Consider the following 19,061-nt stretch of genomic DNA (forward strand, 5'->3'; position numbering starts at 1 on the left):
GCCCATACGTCCAGGCGCGTCCCTTCAAGGTCGAAGTTTTTCGCATACTCTCGCAGCTGATCCGGCACATTCTCGGCAAGCTTAATAGGCTCGGCGAATACACGCCCGATGTTTTGCTTAATGGTCTCTTCGTAGGCTGGCAGAAGCGTGGCCACGGCCAAACGTTTTTTGTAGTCCTCCCTGTCTTCTTTCGGCCAGCGCGGTAGATATTGCTCGCCCAGCTGTCGCATATAGAGCGTGCCGCCCATCAGGGCATCGTTGATATCCCACGCCTCGACCATGTTCCCATAGTCCAGATTGGGTGTTGAAATGTCAGGCATGGAGTTAGAGCCTCAGATTGGTGACTTTGCCGACTCTCTTCGGCGGTGAATGCAGAACGGCATATCGGGTAGCATCCCAGTCGTGATCTTCCTGTTGGGTATCTACATCGTCGGGGTTTTTACTGTCGCGCACGAGTACCGGCACACGGCTGATCCAGCCACGGCAGTAGTCGAATACGTAAAATGCAGGTTTCTCCGGGATGCCGGATTCCAGTTTCTTACCTTCATTGACAGCTTCGAGCATATCGGCAAACAGAGCGGCGCCGTTAACGCGCGATCCCGGCTTTTTGTTTGCCTCAAGCCATTTAACGCCCTGGGACTCCATCTTCTGCGCAATGGAGAGTTCATCATCGCCTGTATTGTAAATGGCGCTGTCAGCCGGGCCCGGTGTAACCTTCTTGCAGATGCCAGGCATGATGTTCAGTTGCCCCTGCGTCACCCCGTTAAGCTTGATTTCGTCAGGCTCAGCAAGTTCATCGCCCACCAGCCGTTTATCTACCCAGGCAACGCCCTTAGCGACGTTTGTTGATGACATATTCAGGCCTTTGTTCAGCTCGTCCGGTGGGCAGCCGTACCACTCGCCAATAAGAATCAGCGTCCCAGCAGGCGGGCAGAACTGGCGGCCATCAGGCAGTTCTGCGGCGGTTCCGTCGGATCGTGCCCACCAGAGGTTGGAAAACGGTTTCGATTCGCCCCAGTCATGCGAGCGGTCGACCGTCCAGCTATCCGGTATGCGGAATGGCTTGATGACATGATGCGAGGCATTCCACAGATGGTCGAAACGTCCGCCGCTGGTAACATCCCACGAGCCCTCAACCCACGCCTTACGGCGATTCGGGTCTTTGATGGCCATCAGCGTTGCGATGTACTGCGGATCGAGGTACGGGTTCTCTTTGAACGAGCCGTGAATCGCAACGCGGGTAAGCGTGACGTCCTCTTCCCGCTCGGTCTGCGGGTTGAACACCTTCTGTGTTTCGCGAATGATAGTGCCGCGCGGCGCCGGCTCAATGAATCGTTTTTTTACCCAGGTGTGGCCGATGCCGAACGGGTTTGTGGTGCTGAAAGTCTCCAGCGGGATCGGCTTAAGTAATGAACCATCTTCCAGCGGGTAATTCTCTGGCCGGAACGATGAGCGCCGGCAGGAAAACATCATCTCGTAAAACTCAGATGACTGCTGCTTGGTCAGTTCGTTGAAACCGATGAACGGGAATTCCTGCCCGTGATAATCCCAGTAATCGCCCTCCTCCTTGCCGAAGCGAAACAGGAGTTCTTCTCCAGTCGGCCATACCCAGCGCAGCTCGGATGCTGACGCCAGATAGCGCGCACCGTCATTAAATAGGCGATACATACGCTTCGACTGGGTGATGATGTCGGTGAGGTTTTTATACTCGGTATCGAAAATGACACCGCGCCAGAACGAGCCGTAGCCCAAACCAACCAAGCGACGAAAGCGCGCCAGCTGAGCAGCGGTCTTGCCCGGCCCACGCGTGCCCTCGTAGAGGATCTCGTTACACGGGCAGCTCAGGGAGAGCGATTGCGATCCCGGCAGAGGTTTCCAGACGGCTTTGTAATTCATCCACCCAGAACCTCGCTCTGTTGCTTCTGCGCTGCTGCTTCCCAGTCGTCTACGTTATCGCAGGAGGGTACCGGCATAATGCTGTGGGTTGCAGTGACCTTCTGCTCCACCTGCTCTTTGAATGCCTGCACACGAACATGCTTACCGAGAAGCTCGAGGTTCTTAACCTTGTCAGGCCATTTAATCTTCTTGAGGATAGTTTCAGCTGTCTCCTCGTCGAAGTTTTGGATGGTGGTACTGATATCAAGCCCGGTAAGAGTGGTTCGCCACGACTTAGGCCATAGGCTAATCGCTTTCAGGCTGCCATCGTCGTTCAGAATATCCAGCACGTCCATCTGGTCGATTTCAACCAAGCGGCGTAGCACATAATCTGCATCAATGCCCACATCTTCGTTGCGCTTCGTTTTGAGTTCAACGATCCTGTTCTGGATGTCAAGTTTTGACAATAATTGAGCAGCTATACGGTTTGCAGTTTTGACGCTGTACCCCGCCCGAATAGCCGCTTGCGTGGCGTTTAAATCGATGAGGTACTCGCGACAGAACATTTCTTGCTTGTCGGTGAGTGCCATTAATTTTTCCTTGGGTAACTTATGACTACGTATTACACAGTTGATGCAGGAAATTACTATTCACAAGGCATGCTTATTAATCCAGTGAAGCCATCTATTCAGCCTGTAGAGTTGCAAACCATGGTAACAGCGCTGTTCCCGCGTGGGGTTTCACATCATGGTAATGGCTATTTCCTATCTGCCTCTGCCATTGCTGGGGATATAAATTTCTCCATCGATTGGGGTCTTGAATTTTACAGAAGAGCTATGCGACCTAACACCCCTTCTCGCTACGAGTGTCTCTTTGCATGTGAAAAACTAGAGAATGCAAAGGATTTCAGGGCTAAATTTCGAAATCCAAGCTCTCCAATTTACGAAGTTGACGCAGACGAAAACTTAGTTCACAGAGGCGATATGTCGCTATTGATTAGAGATAATTCGTGCCTCGTCTATACCTACCAGATTGAACATTACTGGTCTGGCACGACATTTTCACAACAGCCATTCTGGGAGATATTGATACCCCTGCCAGTCTCTATCGGACGTCGCGTGGCTTAGTTACTCCGTTTCTTCCGGCTGTTCGGTCTCGTCAGCCAGTACTGGCGTGAACTCCACGCGCTTCACATCGGCAGGCGCGAAATACAGCCACTGTCCAGTTTCCGTCGCCAGCGGCACAAACCCGTTTACCAGCTCAGGCTGACGTCGTGACATCTTGCCCGTGAAGGTTTCGCCTGTTTGGGTGGTTAGCGTGATTTGGTAGATGTCGGACATTGAGAGCCTCTTTATCCGCTTGTGGGGATATTTAGTTGATTATCCGCTATAGGGTATATCCATTATCAAGCCCACCCGTAGATGAGCTTTGTAATGGCTACTTCGCCTTTGCTTTTGTTTCCGCTCGCTTACGGCGGCGCTCTTCTTTCTTCTCGGCGTTAGCCATGTCCATGAAGGCCTGCATGATAGAGTTCCGCATCATGTAGCTGACAAAGTGATGATTGACGCAGCCGTTGAGTCGGAGCTGCTCGCCAAATTGATCCACTGAGGCCAGCGCTTCCATCATGCCCTTCTCGCCTTTCATGAACTCTGAGAAGTCGCGCCCCGCTCTGGAGGCGCATTCGATGACGCGATTACTCATCCCGGCAGCCCGGGGATCTTAATCTGCAATTGGTTAGCCAGGGTGTTAATCTCAGCGACCAACACAGGCTTCGTATAGCGCCATGCAGCGAGGCCTTGCCCGCAGAAGCTCGCCATGTCCTTCTTCTGGTCAAACTCATGACACTTCATGTTGAGCTGCGCACTTAAGCTGTTGCGATGCTGAAGCTCTCCGGTGAAGTAGTCATCGAGGATTTTATAAGCCGCGTACTTGAACCCGGGGTTTAACCAGGCCGCATAATCGTAAGCAACAAACTTCCCGCCATAGGTTCCGCCGTGTACGCCGCGTGCAGTGAAAACCACAGATTCGTGGTTTTTCTCCAGCTCGGCCAGGAACTCTTTTTTCTGCTTGTTTCGCAGATAGTGGTAAGGCGACTCAGCATCACTTTTGCCACTGGCTTTCCACATATCGGTGAGGCAGATCATGCCGTCTTCCCCGATGCGGATTGGTTTATTGAAGAGGGTTAATGATTTCATTTCGCTGATACCTTTTGGTGGTTGAGCCTGTTCTCGTAGATACGGGCAGCCCAAGAGCGGTCAGCGTTACCACTGCCCTATCTCAAGCTCTACCCCGAAAGGCTCTTGGTTGATATGCGCACGAGAATGCGCGTGTTTACTTCAGGCATAAAAAAGCCCCGCTATTGCGAGGCTCTTGATGATTCGATTTTCCTGATTGCTGCCTTATCCAGATTGCACTGCCCTAGCGCCGTATAGAGCTGAGCGTTCAACTCCAGACTTGCCTGCCACGTGAACGGAACCGCCATTCCGGGGATCGGCGTGTCTGCTGTCAGGTCAGCGCTTATCGGCACCACCGGGGCCGGAACGTAAACTGTTTTCGTATTCCCGCAGGCTGTCAGCAGCGGCAGAAGGAACAAGCTGGTTAGCGCACGGATCGCCTTCAAGCGCCTGCCTGATGTAGACAATGCGTGTCTCGCTATTTTGAGCCAGTTCGTTCTTTGCATTCTGGGTAGCCTGTGAAATGTCACGGATAAGGTTCATCGTGGTGATCACGTTGTTGGTGATCGCTTCCGATGTGTCTGCCCTGACCGTCGCCTTGTCGCGCTGGTCCTTGTAGGTGATGGCGTTGTCGCGGTAATGGTTAATCATCCAGGCCATGGAGACCAGCAGACAAATAACGAAAGCACAGATGATTGCTGTTAACCGGCTCATTTAACACCTTCCAGGCAGAGCGCCTTTTCTTTCCCTGCTCGAGTTACCAGACCAGGCAGAACCTTGCCGCCTCCCCATACCCAGCGAGGGAACTGGTTGCATGCCGCCGTGATGTCTCCACTTCTGAGAAGAGAGAACATCGTGGAGGTGCGCATGTTCCCACAGCCAGCACGAAACGTTACCGATACAGCTGCTGAGAAAGTATCGTCAGATAGCTTTCTGCCATTCCCGTAACGGTTAACGCAGGACTCAGCATCAAGGATGTTGCGCTCCCATTCGGCTGCGATCTGCTGGTCAGACTTAACGGTGCCAAGCTTCACGCCATGCGTGTTCCCCATACCGTCAGTCAGCACACCGGCCGGGCAGACATATGGATCTCGTCGGCAAGATTCAGCGTTGCCGATTAACTCCAGCCCGCGCTCGTTAGTCCGGACGTGTCCCGCATTCATCACAATAGCGATGATCGTTCCTACGGAGCAGACAATGCCCGCCGCGCCGCTTTTCTTACTCAGTTTCAACTGTGCCACCGGAAATTCTCCGCATTGCCTCCGTAACCACCTCGGCGGCAGCCGGACGATCGGAGTGAGGTTTTTTACCTACATCAGATAAGTAGTTTTCCAGCAGCTGGGTTCGTTTCCTTTCCTCAGCCATACGCTCACGCTCTTCTTTCCGTTTTGCGTAATAGGTTTTTATCGTGAAGAACGCCGATACCAGCGCGCCGATAATAAACACGTAATCCTGTAGGCTAAGCAAAGAGAACAGTCCCAAGGCCGCCGACCACCAGTACGGCAGATCGTGTCCATTTGTTGGGTTCATACGTTGCATTCCACACCTCCGGGCCCGGGGTGCTGTGTCGTAGTTGGGAAAAGGCCGTCAGACACGATAGCTACGGGGCATCTGGAATTGATTGTCTGCGGCCTGAATAAAAAACCTGGCGACAAGCCAGGAAGATGAGGGTAAGGCAATGTCGGCTCTCTGGCCGAAGGGTCCCAGGTAGTGGGTTTGGTTTGTGGTGGCCGGTGCTGATCTCCGGCTTGCTGCGACTGCCTACAGCGGGCTACGTGGCCACACCGAATCCAGCGAAAGATTCTTGCCCTTGCGCATCAGCCTGCGCATTCACCACAACGGACAGAGCACTCATGACTCGCATCATGTGGCGCAACCCCATGGCAGGGAGTCGAACCCTACAAATGCTCTTTCCTGTTGTGCACTCCGTTTCGTGGAGCGGACGGCATAACGTATTCGCGAATTCAGTTATGCACCTGATGCAAGATAAAGCCGCCGCGATGACAACTTGTTTTGCTGATGGCTCGCCTGGCTGGATTCGAACCTTCGACCATTCGGTTAACAGCCGAACGCACAACCGCTGTGCTTCTGACCCTGAAACGAAAAAGCCCAAGGCGTTAACCTCGGGCTTGAATTTTTTTGCTTCGGAACGACTGAACGGATTCCCAGCGTTAGAGATAAATCTATCCAGTTTTTCCGCGAAATGCAATACCTATTTCCTATATATTTTCAATATTAGGGGAAATTATTTTCATCTCGTTACTTTTGAGAGAATGGCATCAGCCATAGACTCCTGCTTATGGCATTCGGCGACCAGCTCCTCAAAGAGCGGCTGAAGTTGTTCATAGGCCGCCGTTTTCTTTATCTCCGCAACAGTATTAATTCCCTCAATCACCGTTGAGAATTTCAGTCTGGCGTAACCTCTTCCACCGCAGCGGTCACAGGCTTTCATCACCGGAACGCCCTGGCGTTCGCTTTCTGCTTTGTCCAGTACCTTGCCTTTGCCATGGCAGCGACACGAATTGCTGATAACGCCCTTTCCGTTACACGGCTTGCATTTGACCCGCACCACCTCACGCGCCTGCGTCCAGCTCTCCCAGTCACTTGGGCGAACGGCCCGGGACATTTTCGACCAGTACGGCGGCTTCCCCCATGGGTATGAGACCTTGTTGGTAAAAACTTGTGCCTCTGTAAATCCGCTACCATCACAGCAATCACATTTTCGAGTGCTGGCAGCACTTCTTGAATAATCCTGGTATGCAAAAGCGCAGAGAACCTTAAGCACGCATGACCGAGCTGATTCATCGAGTTCCGACAGTGCTCTGAATTTACCTGATAACTTACGTGCCTGCTCATAGAGTCTCTCCAGTGCTATATCTGGGCTGCTAATGCCGATTTTCGACAGGTAAAGATCGAAACCAAAGCCGCACTTATGGCCGGCAAGACCAAGCGCCGCCATAACGTCAGTGCCGGTGAGGCTGTCTGATGCGGTTGCGCGAGGAGAGTCACTGAACATCGGTGATTTAGGCGCAAAGTATTTAGCGATTGATTCGAGGTTCATTATGCGGCTTCCTTCTGTGGCTGGTTGGTTTTGGTCTGGCTGTGCTTTGCTACTGGCGGCAGGTTGGCGCGCTTAACGCTTTCTGCCTGGTACCGGGTTATCTCGTCTCTGGTCACGGCGCGCACTCCCCGATGATGATCTGCCCCTTCTCACCCCAGACCTTTGTGATGCGGCAATCCCAGATGTGAGCATCATCCTCATAAATCGCATCCATCAGGGCCTTCAGCATGTTGTCGCAGTCTGGCTTGGCCCGGTGGGGCTTCCCGGCGAACTCCGCTCGTTTCTTCTTACTCCAGCTTGGTGGCATTGGTAGGACGAATGTCACATGTGATCCGGATTCAGGCATGGTCATCTTGCGCAGGCGGACTTCATCGCAAAAAGCGCGATAACGCATTACAGGTGGGCGCTGCTTCCACTTATCCGCGCGGGTCATGCGAGGCTTGCCGATTGGTGTGATGTCATAGATTTTCATGCAGGCACCACCAAGCCACGTCGGGCAATCTGGATAATGGTCAGGACGATGGCGCGATCCATTAACTGGCGGCGCTCGTCACGGCTAAGCCCCTTCCCGTTATCAATCTCTGAATGGCAGGTGACACAGATAGCGGCGGTGGCGCAGTCGTCTGTCTTCATGCCAATTCCCTTACCTTCATTGCGGTGTGCTACCTGTACGCCCCACGCTCCGCAAAGGACGCATTGCTCAATCTGGCCGACTGCGGCGAGCCACTTCTTGCTGCGGTAGGTTTTACTCATGGTCACCACCTTGCACCTGAATCAGCGTGAGGTTTCCGCAAAACACAGCTCCTGTGTCGATGTACATCTGGTTGGCATACTTCAGGGGCTGGCGCGCAGGGGTGTGGCCGAAGATAAACAGATCAGCACCGGCTATCGGCGAGACAATGCCGTCCTGAGCGTCGCTAACCCGCTCGCGGTTCCAGATCACCATTTCTTCTGGTACTGGCTTATCGAATGCGTATTCGTTGTGCGGATAGTCAGCGTGGCATATGACGACCTTCTTATCGCCGGTAACCAGTTCGATGACGAGTGGCAGATCAGCCGTTTTGTGGACCAAAGCCTTAGCCAGCACCTCTTTGTCATAGTCGAGATTGAAGAACCATCCGCCACCATTTGCCAACCAGTGAACGACGTTTCCAAACTCCGAAAGGCCATCAATCATCATCTGCTCATGGTTTCCGCGCACAGCCCGGAACCACGGCATAGTAATCAGCTCCAGGCACTCGACGTTTTCCGCGCCGCGGTCAACAAGGTCTCCAACCGAGATCAGCAAATCACGCGCCGGGTCGAACGAAGCTTTTTCGAGCTCACTCATCAGCAGCGTGTAGCACCCATGCAGATCGCCCACGACGAAGATATTGCGCCAGTCAGCGCCATTAATGCGTTGATACATGCTCATGCGGATTTTCTCCTCGCCGCGAGACGCAGCCATTTCTGATCAACCAGGCGGGCGGTGTAGCCCTTCAGTGTCGGGATATCGGACGGCTTAATCGCGGGCTTACGCTTGCGGCGCGCCGGAACGCGGAAGATTTCGTTTGTGATGACGCGTGCGAGAGGGTTATTCATGCAAGCCTCCCAAAGTAATCGCCACGATAACGGACATCGCGAAGTTGGATGTTCTGGCTGACGGCGAAAGCCTGGGTGTACTCAATCAGGCTGTTCATCCGTTTGATCCCCATCGATGAGGTGCTTTCGCGAATGGCCACCAATTCTCCCTCAAGTCCGGCAATAACCTTCCCCTGCCCTCCAGTGGCAATGGAGTGACCGGAAACCAAAATTGATTTCCACGACGGAAGCGACCACGCAGAGCCAGCCCATTGAATGCGATGCTTTACCAGATCGCCGCAAAGCGCGTGGAACAGTGAATTCTGAGGAAGAGTGCGCTTAGGGTCGGAAAAACTCACCACGATCGGGAAATCTGCGTTTACAGCCTGCTTGTTGATGTAGTCGATGAGGTTGCGGCGAACCTGCTCATCACGCAGGTAGAATTTGATACTCATGCGCCACCTCCGAGAGGTAACGCAGAATGCAGAAAATCGCAGGTGCATTTCTGCATCTGTGAAAAGGTGAGGAGTTCAGATTGTGGTCGCATTTAAGTCCCCTTAAATGCGCAGAAGTCACTGACGGGTGTTCAGGCCGTCAGTACAGATAGTATGGACGGTTGATTCAACAAAATCAACGCAAGAGAAAGGCCTCCGAAAAGGCCTGTTTCTTATGCGTCGGATGGGTTAGGCATCCGGCACCTTTAGCGCAGCTTCAGGAACGGTGTCAGCAATCCAACCGGAGCACTTCCTGCACCGAAAAACCGTTACACCATCCTGCGAATAAATAAACTGACCTATCACCTCGGGCTCTACATTCTCATCCGGATAAAACGGCCTCTTCCTGTCGGTGCGTCCGCATGACTTCGGATCGGCGTTTAACTCGATGCTGATTGGCTCGCCGCAGCTGCATGTACCCTGGATGATTTCCATCACTTCACCTCCTGCTGCGGTGCTGCTGCGATAAGTCTGCTCCATGCTTCCTTAGAGTCTTCCGCTCCGTGGTCAATAATCGAGTCGAACTCGTCCAGCATTTCCATGGTTGGCTCAACCGGAACCATCACCCAACCATCAGGAATCACCGGAGAGTTTGCCACATTAAGGCGCTTATTGAGTTCCAAAGCCACCATGGCGATGGTCGATGTAGTCAGTGAATGCATGTGTGGATTGCTTGCCACAGCCTCCAGCCACACGACATCGTTGAAGCGGTCGAAGTCGAAATCATCTGGCAACTTGTAAGCCGTCGTTACAGGTTCGGCACCCTGAAGCATAGCGGCGCGGCATTCATTCCAAGCCGTAGACATTAGCGTCAGGACTCGCTCTAAATCATGGTCAGACACTTCAGCCCCCGTTTCTTCGAGTAATAGCTCCATGTCGCGTGGCGTTCTCTTCTCCGGCGCTACCGGCTCTGGCGGGTCGGTGTATAGCGCCTTGTAACTCCATCCTGACCATTGAGCCGCCTCTGCTTTATCGTCATCCTCAGGCCGAACGAGCGTGACTTCGCTCGGATGTTTCCTGTGTGACCACAGCCAGGCTACGGGTTCGGCGTTGATGGACGCTGGCTGGGATGTATATAGCGGCGTGCCATGCGGCAAACCGTTAAATCCAGGCTGCTTGCTGATGCCACCACTTCCTGAGCGCTCATCACGTAAAGCCACAGGCTCCGCTTCGAGCGATGCCAGCGCGATACGCGCCAGCTCGTTCAGGATTGCCACATCAGCGTGACCGAGGGTGTAACCAGCTTTCAAATCGGCTACAGCTTGCACAGCCTGTTTGTCGATGTTGCTCATTGGGCGGCTCCTTCTGCTTTCTTCTCGTCAACGCTCCAGGCGGTAGCCAGCGCGCCAGTAACCTGCATAAACGAGTGCTTTACTTTCACCGAGAAAGTTTCTCCTGTGGCCGATACCGTTTCGATGGTGGTCAGTTCGCCGCCGCTATCAAAATCAGGGTAGAACTGCGTTACCAGGTTACTTTCGACAATCACCGATCCGTCAGGAGTGTGCATTTTCAGTTTCATGACTGCACTCCTTTGCGAAGCTGAACTTCGGTATTGATGCGGCTAAAATAGAATCCGAATACTTTCTTCCATGGCTTAACTACAGCGTCCCTGATTGAGTTTGGGTTAAATCCAGCATCGATAGCCTGTTTGCTGTCAAAGAACACATACCCAAAACCTTCCTCGTTCTCAGCGCAAACTGGGCCTTTATAAGACCCGTGTTTTCTTCCCCCGGCCAAACCTGTTCTATATGCGTGCTGAGTGTTGCCAGCCACCGTCGTCCACTCCAGGTTTGAAACATCATTGTTATGTTTATTCCCGTCTTTATGGTTAATTACGTGCTCACCAGAAGGCTTAGGTCCGAGAAAGTTTTCAGCAACTAATCGGTGGATGTTCACGCCTTTTAGTTTTCCTTCAAGCTCCAGCCTAACGAATAAATACTGATTTCTGTTCTTGCCGCGCATGGTTGGGTTTAACTGTTTTAGTTCGCCAGAGGCCAATGAGAAAATGAGCCCCTTTGAGGTGATGAAATAGCGATACTTAAAACCAAAAATCTCTTTCACATCGCCAAATAAGCCAGCCAGCGTCGCGCATCTGGCTTCACCTTCTGCCACGCCAGCCTGGTAGGCTTCGAACATGTGCTGCGTCTTCTCGCGCACAAAGCTTCTGTCGTCTTCCATCGCTGGCGAGCAGCCGTTGTTGTTCTTGGTAAACCACTCGATAAATTTCTGTTTCATACCCCTACCCTCCCCCAAACCATCAATACTCGCTTCATAGCCGCGCTGTTGCGGCACTCCTGGCAGATCACGTTTGTCTCTGTGCGCTGCACCAGCTTCGAATTACCCTTCGGCATGGCTGGGATGGTTTCAGGTGCGTATTTCATGCCGTAATCAGTCAGCCGATACAGCCGCTGGCCGTGCTTGCCTTCGAACTCGATCAGGCCGTCTGCAAACAACGTACTTAACGGGCCGGAAATCTTTTTGGTGGTCATGCCGATCATGGTGGCAATGCGAGCACTATTCAGGCCCGGGTTATTACGCAGGGCTGCAAGAATCTGCCCACGAATTGTTATGGTCATCAGTACCCCCCTTTCTTTTTCGGCTGCTGCTCACGCCCGCGGCGTTCTGCGGCGGCGGCCTGCTGGTCTGTGTCGTAAATTGCCCCGTTGATCTGATTGCAATAAACCGTTCCGGTACTGCCGTGGCGGTTGAGTCGCAGGATTAACTCGGTTTCTCCAGGCGGCACGCTGTCATCGAAAGCACCTTCCCGGTGGATGCCAACCCAGTAGTCGCAGTCCTGCTCAATCTGTCCTGTGTCGCGGGAATCGCTCGGTAACGGGCGTTTATTCACTCGCTTCTCCAGTTCGCGGTTGAGCTGGGTCAGCAGCACGACGACGCAGCCAAGCTCTTTGGCGAGGTTCTTCAGACCTTTGGTGATCATCCCGTAGGCCAGGTCATTACGGTCTGCTTTTTCGGCGGTCATCAGCGTCAAGTAGTCAACCAGAATCATGCCTACGCAGCGTTTCTCGCGCTTAATTCGACGGCATTCGGTAACGATATGCGCAAGTGACAGGCCGGGAGTGTCGTCGATGTACAGCATGTCGATTTCACTCAGCCGCCCGGCTGTGGCGATCGCCTTCTTAAAGTCGCCGTCGTAATCGCCCTGGTACTGGTCATCGGCGTCATCCGTGGCGGGCATGTAAAAAATGCTCGGGTTAATGCCGGACTTCTGTCCAACCAGTTTTTCGAGGATCTGGTCGCCTGGCATTTCGAGGCTGAACATCAGTGCTGGCTTTTTCTCCCGAACCGCGCAGTTGATCGCCATCTGCCCGTAAAGGGTTGTCTTGCCCATTTTTGGCCTTGCGCCAATCACGAACAGAGAGCCTTTAACCAGGCCTTTCGGCGCCAGCAGCCGATCGAGTGACGGGATACCGGTACTCATGCCGCGCTGTTCGCCTGAAGGGTCAAAGCGTTTCTCCAGATCTGCTACCCAGTCATCCATAACCTCGCCGAACGACCGCAACCCACGGCGACTTCCGGTTTTTGAATGGTCTGCGAGCTGGGTGAAAATACCCTGAATGGCCTCGTACTTCTGCGTGGCGCTCATGCCGTTACGGGAATACAGCAGCTCAGTAGCTTCGGTCAGACGGTTGATACCGTAGCGCTCCATTGCGGCTTCCCGGACTGATGCTGCGTAAGCAACGATGTTTGCAGCGCTGGGAGTGTTCTTGGCTATCTCCGCCAGGTAAGCAAAGCCACCTACCTGCTCCGCTAGCCCTTTGCCTTCAAGCGCGTCGAACAATGTCAGACCATCGACTGGCTTGTTGTCGCGGAACATCTGGCGCATCTCGGCAAAGATCAGCTGGTGAGGTCGGCTGTAGAACGACTCAGGCTTGAGCATCGCCAGAACCTTCTGGACTCGCTCGCTGTTGTCATCATCCAGCAGCAGGCCACCGATAACGCTCTGCTCTGCTTCGAGGTTTTGCGGTACAGCCATGAATTCAGCGGTCATCACGATCCCCCTCGCGCACTTCGATGTAGAGCTTTTCGGTCAGGAACTTATCGAATTTCATGCGGCGCCAGGTCTTCCCGGATTTCTGGTCTGGTCGGTCTTCAAGCATCCAGCGGCAGTTCTGAGCGATGTAGCGCAGATAGCTTCTGAAACCGTCCATATCCATCGGCTTGCCGTCCAGGTTGCGGGCAATCTTGTTAGCCTTACCCCAGAAGGTGCGGATCAGATTGCGTCGCTCATCAGTGAGGCATCTCCATCCCCGGGCTTCAGGCAGTTCGTCTTTCAGGCATTGCCATACTTCATCGCATGACAAACGGGACTTTTTCTCTTCAGCGGGTTTCTGGTCATTTGCGACATACTTACTACCGTTAGGTAGTAAGTTATTTAATATATTGTTATCTGTGGACACTAGCTGGACATCGGCTGGACACTCCACCTCCACAGGCATTGATATAACTGCGTTTGCGCTGGACACCGGCTGGACATCGGCTGGACAAAAATTTGACTGATATTCGTCATATTTGACCACTTTTAGAACAGTAAAACGGTTGTTCGATTTGGTGGTGATCATGCCCAGATTCTGGAATTTACGGAGAAGTGATTTAACGCGATCAGCGGTCAAACCCGTTTCCATTGCCAGTGTGTTTCGCCCGGTGATGAACTCTCCACGTTCGCAGATCACATCGCCGACATCTGTAGATACCAGTGTCTGTTCGTGATTAGCGCGCAGGAGCAGGTGAACCCATAAATGAGCCGCCTCTGCGTTCTTGTAGAACGGCACATCCATAATTTTACGGTGCAGCAAGGCAAACCCCTTACCGTCATTCGTGCGCGGTTTCTGGAGCCTTCTGGCCTCTCTGGCTTCGGCTAAATTGGATACGTTACCCACGGCCACTCTCCTTACGTTTCAGTTCTTCCAGGATGGCGCGCATCTTCTCTGCCACAATCGGGTTAACCGAGCGGATGAAGCGGTCGCGGGTTATGTTTTTATGTACAGCGGTATGGTAATAGCGTGGATTTTTTGCCATTATTCCTCCTGCAATGAGTGCACACGATTTGCATCTGAAGGCCAGTTCTGTTCGCGCAGACTGGCTTTCGCCATTTTTGAAACTTCCCATCACATAACCCCCAGCATCGACGTGACCATCGTCATCAGCGGGCCTACCTGCTCCGGCATGAGGCGGAACAGCGACGCTATACCCTCGCTTACCTCTTTCAGCTTCTGATGCTCTGGAACGCCGAGAAGAACAGCCTGCTTTGCTTCAGCGCACTCCTTCATGGCATCAGCAATCAACTCCTCTTTCGTTTTGCCGTTCACCAAGCCGAACCGGCGCGCGATCTGCTCGTTATCCCGCGTCATCACATCGACAATGACTGGAATCAGCAGCGCCAACCCCTTGTCGTTCTTCGGGCCCGGATCGTTAATCATCCGGAAGAAGTTCTGCTTCGTGTTGTGTTCAGAACCTGCCAGTAACAACCCCTTCCCGCCGCGCGCCAGCCACTCTTTCGCAACCAGCTGAGAAATGTGAACCTGAGACTGGCCCGGCGTAGCTTTTTGCCAGGCCTTAACTGCCTCCCGTATTCGAGTTAGCTTACGGTTATTACGCGGAACACTTTGATAAATCGAAATCAACGGACGTTGTTCAATTCCGGTACTCTGTTGATACGCAAGTGAATGCATTGCTTTCCCTTTCGTGGTTAGGGCCGCCAATCAGGCGGCATTATTTTTTGGTGGGAACAACGCATCGAGAGATGTATTGCTCCCCAGCTTATTCATCGCGTCAACCAGGCGGCGGCACGAATCCAGGTCTGGTGCTCGTATGCCAGCTTCATAGTTAGCAAGGCGGGACTGGTTCCAGCCGCACGAACCTGCTAACTCTGATTGAGTGATGCCAAGCTTCTTACGTTCGTTGGCGATATTGTTCATGCTGATCCTTTCAAGAATGGTCACTCAGCATCATTAAACACAATTCGTGATTATTAATCAACACAATTCGTGTAAAGCTTTTTAACACGGCGCGTGATACAAAATGAGAATGAATAGAATCGAAGATATAGCGGGCCGCATTAAGCGACTTCGCGAAGATAAAGGGCTGTCACAAAAGGCTCTCGCTGAGCTTTGCGGGTGGGCCTCGCAGTCACGCATAGGGAATTACGAATCAGGCACCAGGAGCGTTAGCGTTGATGATGCAACTGTAATAGCTAAGGCGCTGGGGGTTGCGCCTGCCGAGCTGCTTTTTGGCGATGACTACAAAGGCCCTTACAAGCCAGGTGATAAATACCCAGTTATAAGCAAGGTGCAGGCAGGAGCATGGTGCGAAGCTGTTGAGCCGTACACCCTTAAAGATATCGACCTTTGGCTTGAATCAGATGCTCACATTCAGGGGGAGGCGTTCTGGCTGCAGGTTGATGGTGACTCAATGACAGCACCGGCGGGTCTTAGCATCCCAGAAGGAACCTTTGTCCTCTTCGATACTGGGCGCGAGGCAATCAACGGCAGTCTGGTAATAGCAAAGCTATCCGATTCGAACGAGGCAACATTTAAGAAGTTAGTGATCGACGGTGCGCAGAAGTACCTGAAGGGTTTAAATCCACAGTGGCCATTGGTAGCGGTGAATGGTAACTGTCGAATTATCGGTGTTGCAGTAGAGACGAAGATGCGGCTGGTGTGAGCGGAAAGATGTTCTGGTCAGCGCATGGTTGGTGAGTAGATATTGAGCGTCTATAAGCGCTCACATGACAATAATATTCAGGATGATATCAATCAGTGGCTAAAAAAGGTGACTTTAAGCCTACTCAGAAAGAGGTTGATCAGGCCATTTCTCGTCCCAAAAAAGTAACCTTTAATGGTGTTACTTGGAATGGTAGCGAGGGCCGCACTCCGATCTGGTTTAAGCTGGATCTCAAGGCTTTTGATGATAATGGCAATCCAATAACTGGCGTAAGATTCATGCTGCATTGGCGCGCACCTATCGTTGAAGGTGTTGATATCGTGAAGCTTTCTTTTGTCATGTTTTTTCATGATAAGCGAATTTATGCTCTCGACCCATACCCAGCTGATAACAAGCCTCACCGCAATAGATCTATAATTAATCATCCGGACTTTGTTGAGGTTGCTCGCGGCCCGCACTATCACATGTACTTCGAAGCGGCCGGTGAGGAGATAGCACTAAAACTCGATACCGACATCAGCCCGGATGACTTTTTGGGCTACTGGAATTATTTCTGTCGGGCGCTTAATATCACTTATGAAGGCCAACCGCCTTTACCAAATCAAGACAAATCAGGTCAGCTATCATGGGAAATGTAACGTGTTCAACAGTAATATCTAAGCTCGGGTTTGAATGCCACCCAATGAGCGACACGTTGCTGCGCGTTGTTAGCCCATTTACTTACTATGACGATAGTGAGCATATAAGCGTATTTGTTCAGGAAATGAGTGGTCAGTATAGGATCACCGATTACTGCGACACGTTAATGAACATTGAGGCTAGAGGCATCCACCTGACGAAAAAGAAAATTGACTTGATAAGGTCATCTCTCGCATCGCAGGGCATCACTCTGAATGATTCTGGCGAAATATCCGCCTGGGCCGATGAGCTTTCTGTTGGGCAGGTTACGGCTAGCGTCATAAGAGGTGGACTGCTGGCATCTGCTCAAACCGCTGATTGGTATGCGGAAGTTAAAGATGATAAGTTTGAAAAATGCGTGATTAGTTATCTAAAATCCGTAGGACTTGGTACAAGGTTGGCACTAAAAGAGAAGGTGCGGGGCATTAGCGGGCATAACATCACCGTTCCATTAACCTTAAGAAATGAGTCTCCACTTGTAGCTCCAAAGCGAGGGTTTACAGTCAGCTTATCCAGCAGTAAAGGCTGGAATACTGCTCACTCAACTGTGGGGAAAATAGTGGATTTAAGCCAGGCAGTCCCAGCCATAAGCAATAGATTTGTGATTGTTGATAGTGATGGCTTAACACCTGAATTACAGCAGTTATCATTGCTTTTCAATGACACAGCTTTAGTGCTCCCTTTCCACAGCAGGGACACCTGGATAGAATCACTCGTCGCCTAAACTAACCCGGCCACCGCGCCGGGTTTTTTATTGCCCACCCATAAAGCTATCCCCCATTCTGCCGATAACTATCCAGCCTGAAGCTGATAACAATAACTATCGCAACACTACCTGCCCGCCCGTGCGGGCTTTTTTATTGCCCCTTCCTCACCAACTCCGCAGCATCCCTGTTAGCTCCCTTCCCTATCACGTTTCCTGTTTCCTTCCGGTACTGCTTCAGCTTGTCGATGATGTTTTGCTGGGTCATGGGTAAATCAGCCAGTGACAATTCCATCACCGCCCGCCCCATCGCCTGAATTTTCATGCTTATACGCTCTTCATCCAGAACCATGCACATCCCTCCTGCTGTTTTTTTAAGCGTAGCACTGGTATTTAAAAAAATAAATTCCCTTTCAAATCAGCAACAACACGCTTTGTTGTCATCATTAATCACAATTCGTGTTGACCAATAAAACACAATATGTGATTATCCACCCATCGAAACGAAACATCGACAGCTGAGCGAAGTTAGCCAGCGGCGGACAGCAAGTCGCCTGCTTTTTAACAACATGCAGATTTACAGCGTCAATGACCTGTTTAGACCCTTACACGAGAAACGTGCTGTATCACCGGGTGCGATCCGGTCGGTGAGAGAGTATCCCCGCGCGAGAGCGAGAACGGCGTGAGAACGGGCAACACTGGCAGGGAGTTGACGCTGACCAAAACAGGGAATGTTTTGGGATTGGATGAATGAGCAGACTGATGCTCGACCGATGTATTCACAGCGCTCATGGCAAGCAGTAACCAATCTGCGCCTCAAGACAGAGTCACTGGTAGTGCGGGCGCTCTAACCAGTAAGCCGGAGATCAGCGCCGGCCATCCAATCACCAAAGCATTTCTCCCGCATCAGCGGGTAACGACAGAGGGTAAGACGATGGGATGGGGTGGAATTACAACAACGCGGTTCGATGAGGTCTCAACTTTTGCTGAGAAATCCGGAAAGTGTGATGTATGCGGTAAAGCATGCAAAAGACGGGAAAAGTTTTATCAAACGCTAAATCCATTCAATAAAAACCCGGATGGCTCCGTAAAAACGCATCAGGAAATCAGGAAGGAAATTGAGCTTAAGGCCATTGAGTGGAAATTAAAACCAGTCAGACATGCAAAGTGCGAATGACCCGCTCCGGCGGGTTTTTTATCGGCCATACATAGGCAGATTTTCGAGTCTGCCCATTTATGACAACCGGCGGCCATCCACCGCCCATTAGCGCAGAAGTCTTGTATTAACCGTTCCGTTCGCCGCGATAAGGCCAAGAGGATTTATGAGCAATAAAACTGGAGGCCCTGCGTTTCCACAATCAGGAGTATGTACTCCTGAAATTAACTCATGGGACAGCGATGATTTTGGTGGTCGTGGAATAACCATGCGTGACTACTTCGCGGCTAAGGCTATGGCATCCATTGTGCGCAGATGGGACGGCCATTCGTTTGGTGGCGGCCCGGAATCACCACAATACAAAGAATTAGCCGAAGATGCGTATCACATTGCCGACGCAATGCTCCGCGCTCGGGAGGCATCATGACAGTCACCCATAACGGCAAGCAGTACACCGCCAAAAAGCTCAACGATAACGAGTGGCAGCTGACGTCGGTGTCGGCACCGCGGGAAAAACTGGTGCTGAACCGCTGGCATATGCATATCGCTGGCCTCCTGGAACAGGTTGAGGTGAAGGTATGATCAACCACTACGGAACCACCCCGCTCATTCGCCAGTGCGTCACGCCTGGCATGATGGCAATGCATGAAGGCCGCACCTATCGCGTATCAGCAGTCAT

At 52.1% G+C, this 19,061-nt stretch carries 34 protein-coding genes and 2 pseudogenes; 8 read left to right on the plus strand and 28 right to left on the minus strand.

The features are described 5' to 3' along the window. The 3 genes and pseudogenes from ACOTX5_RS23745 to ACOTX5_RS23755 form a co-directional block, all read right to left on the minus strand. A pseudogene (locus ACOTX5_RS23745) lies at positions 1-320 on the minus strand (DNA-binding protein); the annotation flags it as partial. Between the two features lie 4 nt (positions 321-324). Continuing rightward, positions 325-1,896 carry a terminase gene (locus ACOTX5_RS23750; RefSeq protein WP_048218138.1) on the minus strand — a complete coding sequence of 524 codons (1,572 nt, stop codon included), beginning with the start codon at positions 1,894-1,896 and terminating at the stop codon, positions 325-327. Next, positions 1,893-2,465, minus strand: a complete 573-nt coding sequence (locus ACOTX5_RS23755; RefSeq protein WP_155023204.1) for a terminase small subunit — start codon at positions 2,463-2,465, stop codon at positions 1,893-1,895. Before ACOTX5_RS23755 ends, ACOTX5_RS23750 begins: the two co-directional genes overlap by 4 nt. 21 nt (positions 2,466-2,486) lie before the next feature. Here ACOTX5_RS23755 and ACOTX5_RS23760 point away from each other — a divergent pair, with 21 nt between their 5' ends. Then, complete coding sequence (locus tag ACOTX5_RS23760; RefSeq protein WP_234101291.1) at positions 2,487-3,002, plus strand: DUF2441 domain-containing protein; 516 nt, start codon at positions 2,487-2,489, stop codon at positions 3,000-3,002. Here ACOTX5_RS23760 and ACOTX5_RS23765 read toward each other — a convergent pair whose 3' ends face one another. The 24 genes from ACOTX5_RS23765 to ACOTX5_RS23880 all read right to left on the minus strand — a co-directional run bounded on the left by ACOTX5_RS23765 (position 3,003) and on the right by ACOTX5_RS23880 (position 15,100). Continuing rightward, on the minus strand, positions 3,003-3,215 hold the full coding sequence (locus ACOTX5_RS23765; protein ID WP_234101293.1) for a hypothetical protein: 213 nt from the start codon (positions 3,213-3,215) through the stop codon (positions 3,003-3,005). A 97-nt stretch (positions 3,216-3,312) separates the two neighbouring features. Continuing rightward, complete coding sequence (locus tag ACOTX5_RS23770) at positions 3,313-3,576, minus strand: hypothetical protein (RefSeq protein ID WP_045325444.1); 264 nt, start codon at positions 3,574-3,576, stop codon at positions 3,313-3,315. Continuing rightward, positions 3,573-4,070 (minus strand): KilA-N domain-containing protein, encoded by a 498-nt coding sequence (locus ACOTX5_RS23775; protein ID WP_234101294.1) that lies wholly within the window; start codon positions 4,068-4,070, stop codon positions 3,573-3,575. The genes ACOTX5_RS23770 and ACOTX5_RS23775 overlap by 4 nt, the downstream gene beginning before the upstream one ends. Before the next feature lie 161 nt (positions 4,071-4,231). Then, complete coding sequence (gene lysC, locus ACOTX5_RS23780) at positions 4,232-4,495, minus strand: Rz1-like lysis system protein LysC (protein WP_265101723.1); 264 nt, start codon at positions 4,493-4,495, stop codon at positions 4,232-4,234. After that, positions 4,386-4,763, minus strand: coding sequence for a DUF2570 domain-containing protein (locus ACOTX5_RS23785; RefSeq protein ID WP_234101299.1), 378 nt, complete (start codon positions 4,761-4,763; stop codon positions 4,386-4,388). The genes lysC and ACOTX5_RS23785 overlap by 110 nt, the downstream gene beginning before the upstream one ends. Beyond that, entirely contained in the window at positions 4,760-5,212 is a 453-nt protein-coding gene (locus tag ACOTX5_RS23790) for a lysozyme (RefSeq protein ID WP_223866363.1), read from the minus strand. Before ACOTX5_RS23790 ends, ACOTX5_RS23785 begins: the two co-directional genes overlap by 4 nt. Before the next feature lie 55 nt (positions 5,213-5,267). Beyond that, positions 5,268-5,588, minus strand: a complete 321-nt coding sequence (locus ACOTX5_RS23795; RefSeq protein WP_032141950.1) for a hypothetical protein — start codon at positions 5,586-5,588, stop codon at positions 5,268-5,270. A gap of 712 nt (positions 5,589-6,300) precedes the next feature. Next, entirely contained in the window at positions 6,301-7,110 is an 810-nt protein-coding gene (locus tag ACOTX5_RS23800) for an antitermination protein (RefSeq protein WP_234101300.1), read from the minus strand. Continuing rightward, on the minus strand, positions 7,110-7,226 hold the full coding sequence (locus tag ACOTX5_RS23805; protein ID WP_116291301.1) for a hypothetical protein: 117 nt from the start codon (positions 7,224-7,226) through the stop codon (positions 7,110-7,112). Before ACOTX5_RS23805 ends, ACOTX5_RS23800 begins: the two co-directional genes overlap by 1 nt. After that, positions 7,223-7,582: a RusA family crossover junction endodeoxyribonuclease gene (locus ACOTX5_RS23810; protein ID WP_234101301.1), complete on the minus strand. Its 360-nt coding sequence runs from the start codon at positions 7,580-7,582 to the stop codon at positions 7,223-7,225. Before ACOTX5_RS23810 ends, ACOTX5_RS23805 begins: the two co-directional genes overlap by 4 nt. Next, complete coding sequence (locus tag ACOTX5_RS23815; RefSeq protein WP_000048136.1) at positions 7,579-7,863, minus strand: hypothetical protein; 285 nt, start codon at positions 7,861-7,863, stop codon at positions 7,579-7,581. The genes ACOTX5_RS23810 and ACOTX5_RS23815 overlap by 4 nt, the downstream gene beginning before the upstream one ends. Further along, positions 7,856-8,524, minus strand: coding sequence for a serine/threonine protein phosphatase (locus ACOTX5_RS23820; RefSeq protein WP_234101304.1), 669 nt, complete (start codon positions 8,522-8,524; stop codon positions 7,856-7,858). The genes ACOTX5_RS23815 and ACOTX5_RS23820 overlap by 8 nt, the downstream gene beginning before the upstream one ends. Further along, positions 8,521-8,691 (minus strand): NinE family protein, encoded by a 171-nt coding sequence (locus ACOTX5_RS23825; RefSeq protein WP_234101308.1) that lies wholly within the window; start codon positions 8,689-8,691, stop codon positions 8,521-8,523. Before ACOTX5_RS23825 ends, ACOTX5_RS23820 begins: the two co-directional genes overlap by 4 nt. Continuing rightward, positions 8,688-9,125 carry a recombination protein NinB gene (locus ACOTX5_RS23830; RefSeq protein WP_234101310.1) on the minus strand — a complete coding sequence of 146 codons (438 nt, stop codon included), beginning with the start codon at positions 9,123-9,125 and terminating at the stop codon, positions 8,688-8,690. Before ACOTX5_RS23830 ends, ACOTX5_RS23825 begins: the two co-directional genes overlap by 4 nt. Positions 9,126-9,353: 228 nt before the next feature. After that, on the minus strand, positions 9,354-9,602 hold the full coding sequence (locus ACOTX5_RS23835) for a hypothetical protein (protein ID WP_196343282.1): 249 nt from the start codon (positions 9,600-9,602) through the stop codon (positions 9,354-9,356). Next, a complete protein-coding gene (locus ACOTX5_RS23840) occupies positions 9,599-10,456 on the minus strand; it encodes a hypothetical protein (protein ID WP_234101311.1) in 858 nt (285 codons plus the stop codon). The genes ACOTX5_RS23835 and ACOTX5_RS23840 overlap by 4 nt, the downstream gene beginning before the upstream one ends. Beyond that, the gene (locus ACOTX5_RS23845) at positions 10,453-10,683 is read right to left on the minus strand and encodes a hypothetical protein (protein WP_234101312.1); all 231 of its coding nucleotides are present in this window, start codon (positions 10,681-10,683) and stop codon (positions 10,453-10,455) included. The genes ACOTX5_RS23840 and ACOTX5_RS23845 overlap by 4 nt, the downstream gene beginning before the upstream one ends. Next, on the minus strand, positions 10,680-11,399 hold the full coding sequence (locus ACOTX5_RS23850; protein ID WP_234101315.1) for an HNH endonuclease signature motif containing protein: 720 nt from the start codon (positions 11,397-11,399) through the stop codon (positions 10,680-10,682). The genes ACOTX5_RS23845 and ACOTX5_RS23850 overlap by 4 nt, the downstream gene beginning before the upstream one ends. Next, positions 11,396-11,740 (minus strand): ArsR/SmtB family transcription factor, encoded by a 345-nt coding sequence (locus ACOTX5_RS23855; RefSeq protein WP_222694218.1) that lies wholly within the window; start codon positions 11,738-11,740, stop codon positions 11,396-11,398. The genes ACOTX5_RS23850 and ACOTX5_RS23855 overlap by 4 nt, the downstream gene beginning before the upstream one ends. After that, positions 11,740-13,173, minus strand: coding sequence for a DnaB-like helicase C-terminal domain-containing protein (locus ACOTX5_RS23860; protein WP_126508948.1), 1,434 nt, complete (start codon positions 13,171-13,173; stop codon positions 11,740-11,742). Before ACOTX5_RS23860 ends, ACOTX5_RS23855 begins: the two co-directional genes overlap by 1 nt. Continuing rightward, complete coding sequence (locus ACOTX5_RS23865; protein WP_126508946.1) at positions 13,163-14,062, minus strand: DNA replication protein; 900 nt, start codon at positions 14,060-14,062, stop codon at positions 13,163-13,165. The genes ACOTX5_RS23860 and ACOTX5_RS23865 overlap by 11 nt, the downstream gene beginning before the upstream one ends. Beyond that, complete coding sequence (locus ACOTX5_RS23870) at positions 14,055-14,201, minus strand: hypothetical protein (protein ID WP_015571544.1); 147 nt, start codon at positions 14,199-14,201, stop codon at positions 14,055-14,057. Before ACOTX5_RS23870 ends, ACOTX5_RS23865 begins: the two co-directional genes overlap by 8 nt. An 89-nt stretch (positions 14,202-14,290) precedes the next feature. Then, on the minus strand, positions 14,291-14,854 hold the full coding sequence (locus ACOTX5_RS23875) for a toxin YdaT family protein (RefSeq protein WP_234101316.1): 564 nt from the start codon (positions 14,852-14,854) through the stop codon (positions 14,291-14,293). A 30-nt stretch (positions 14,855-14,884) separates the two neighbouring features. Then, on the minus strand, positions 14,885-15,100 hold the full coding sequence (locus tag ACOTX5_RS23880) for a helix-turn-helix domain-containing protein (protein WP_006809779.1): 216 nt from the start codon (positions 15,098-15,100) through the stop codon (positions 14,885-14,887). A 103-nt stretch (positions 15,101-15,203) separates the two neighbouring features. Here ACOTX5_RS23880 and ACOTX5_RS23885 point away from each other — a divergent pair, with 103 nt between their 5' ends. The 3 genes from ACOTX5_RS23885 (at position 15,204) to ACOTX5_RS23895 (ending at position 17,247) form a co-directional block, all read left to right on the plus strand. Further along, positions 15,204-15,845 (plus strand): LexA family protein, encoded by a 642-nt coding sequence (locus ACOTX5_RS23885; RefSeq protein ID WP_052254344.1) that lies wholly within the window; start codon positions 15,204-15,206, stop codon positions 15,843-15,845. A 95-nt stretch (positions 15,846-15,940) separates the two neighbouring features. Then, positions 15,941-16,483, plus strand: a complete 543-nt coding sequence (locus tag ACOTX5_RS23890) for a hypothetical protein (protein WP_017383046.1) — start codon at positions 15,941-15,943, stop codon at positions 16,481-16,483. Further along, the gene (locus tag ACOTX5_RS23895) at positions 16,471-17,247 is read left to right on the plus strand and encodes a DUF1828 domain-containing protein (RefSeq protein WP_026080590.1); all 777 of its coding nucleotides are present in this window, start codon (positions 16,471-16,473) and stop codon (positions 17,245-17,247) included. The genes ACOTX5_RS23890 and ACOTX5_RS23895 overlap by 13 nt, the downstream gene beginning before the upstream one ends. A 133-nt stretch (positions 17,248-17,380) precedes the next feature. Here the strand turns inward: ACOTX5_RS23895 and ACOTX5_RS23900 are convergent, their stop codons facing one another. Then, the gene (locus tag ACOTX5_RS23900) at positions 17,381-17,578 is read right to left on the minus strand and encodes a hypothetical protein (protein WP_023313997.1); all 198 of its coding nucleotides are present in this window, start codon (positions 17,576-17,578) and stop codon (positions 17,381-17,383) included. Positions 17,579-18,016: 438 nt separating this feature from the next. Between ACOTX5_RS23900 and ACOTX5_RS23905 the strand changes: the two genes are divergently transcribed. The 4 genes and pseudogenes from ACOTX5_RS23905 to ACOTX5_RS23920 form a co-directional block, all read left to right on the plus strand. Then, complete coding sequence (locus ACOTX5_RS23905) at positions 18,017-18,403, plus strand: hypothetical protein (protein ID WP_234101318.1); 387 nt, start codon at positions 18,017-18,019, stop codon at positions 18,401-18,403. 145 nt (positions 18,404-18,548) lie between these two features. Beyond that, complete coding sequence (locus ACOTX5_RS23910) at positions 18,549-18,809, plus strand: hypothetical protein (RefSeq protein ID WP_032645824.1); 261 nt, start codon at positions 18,549-18,551, stop codon at positions 18,807-18,809. Beyond that, the gene (locus tag ACOTX5_RS23915; protein WP_234101319.1) at positions 18,806-18,964 is read left to right on the plus strand and encodes a hypothetical protein; all 159 of its coding nucleotides are present in this window, start codon (positions 18,806-18,808) and stop codon (positions 18,962-18,964) included. Before ACOTX5_RS23910 ends, ACOTX5_RS23915 begins: the two co-directional genes overlap by 4 nt. Beyond that, positions 18,961-19,061: pseudogene (locus ACOTX5_RS23920) on the plus strand (cell division protein FtsZ); the annotation flags it as partial. The gene ACOTX5_RS23915 and the pseudogene ACOTX5_RS23920, both read left to right, overlap by 4 nt.

The organism is Enterobacter cloacae complex sp. IR5441 (assembly GCF_049238215.1).
GTDB classification, from domain to species: Bacteria; Pseudomonadota; Gammaproteobacteria; order Enterobacterales; family Enterobacteriaceae; genus Enterobacter; species Enterobacter hormaechei_C.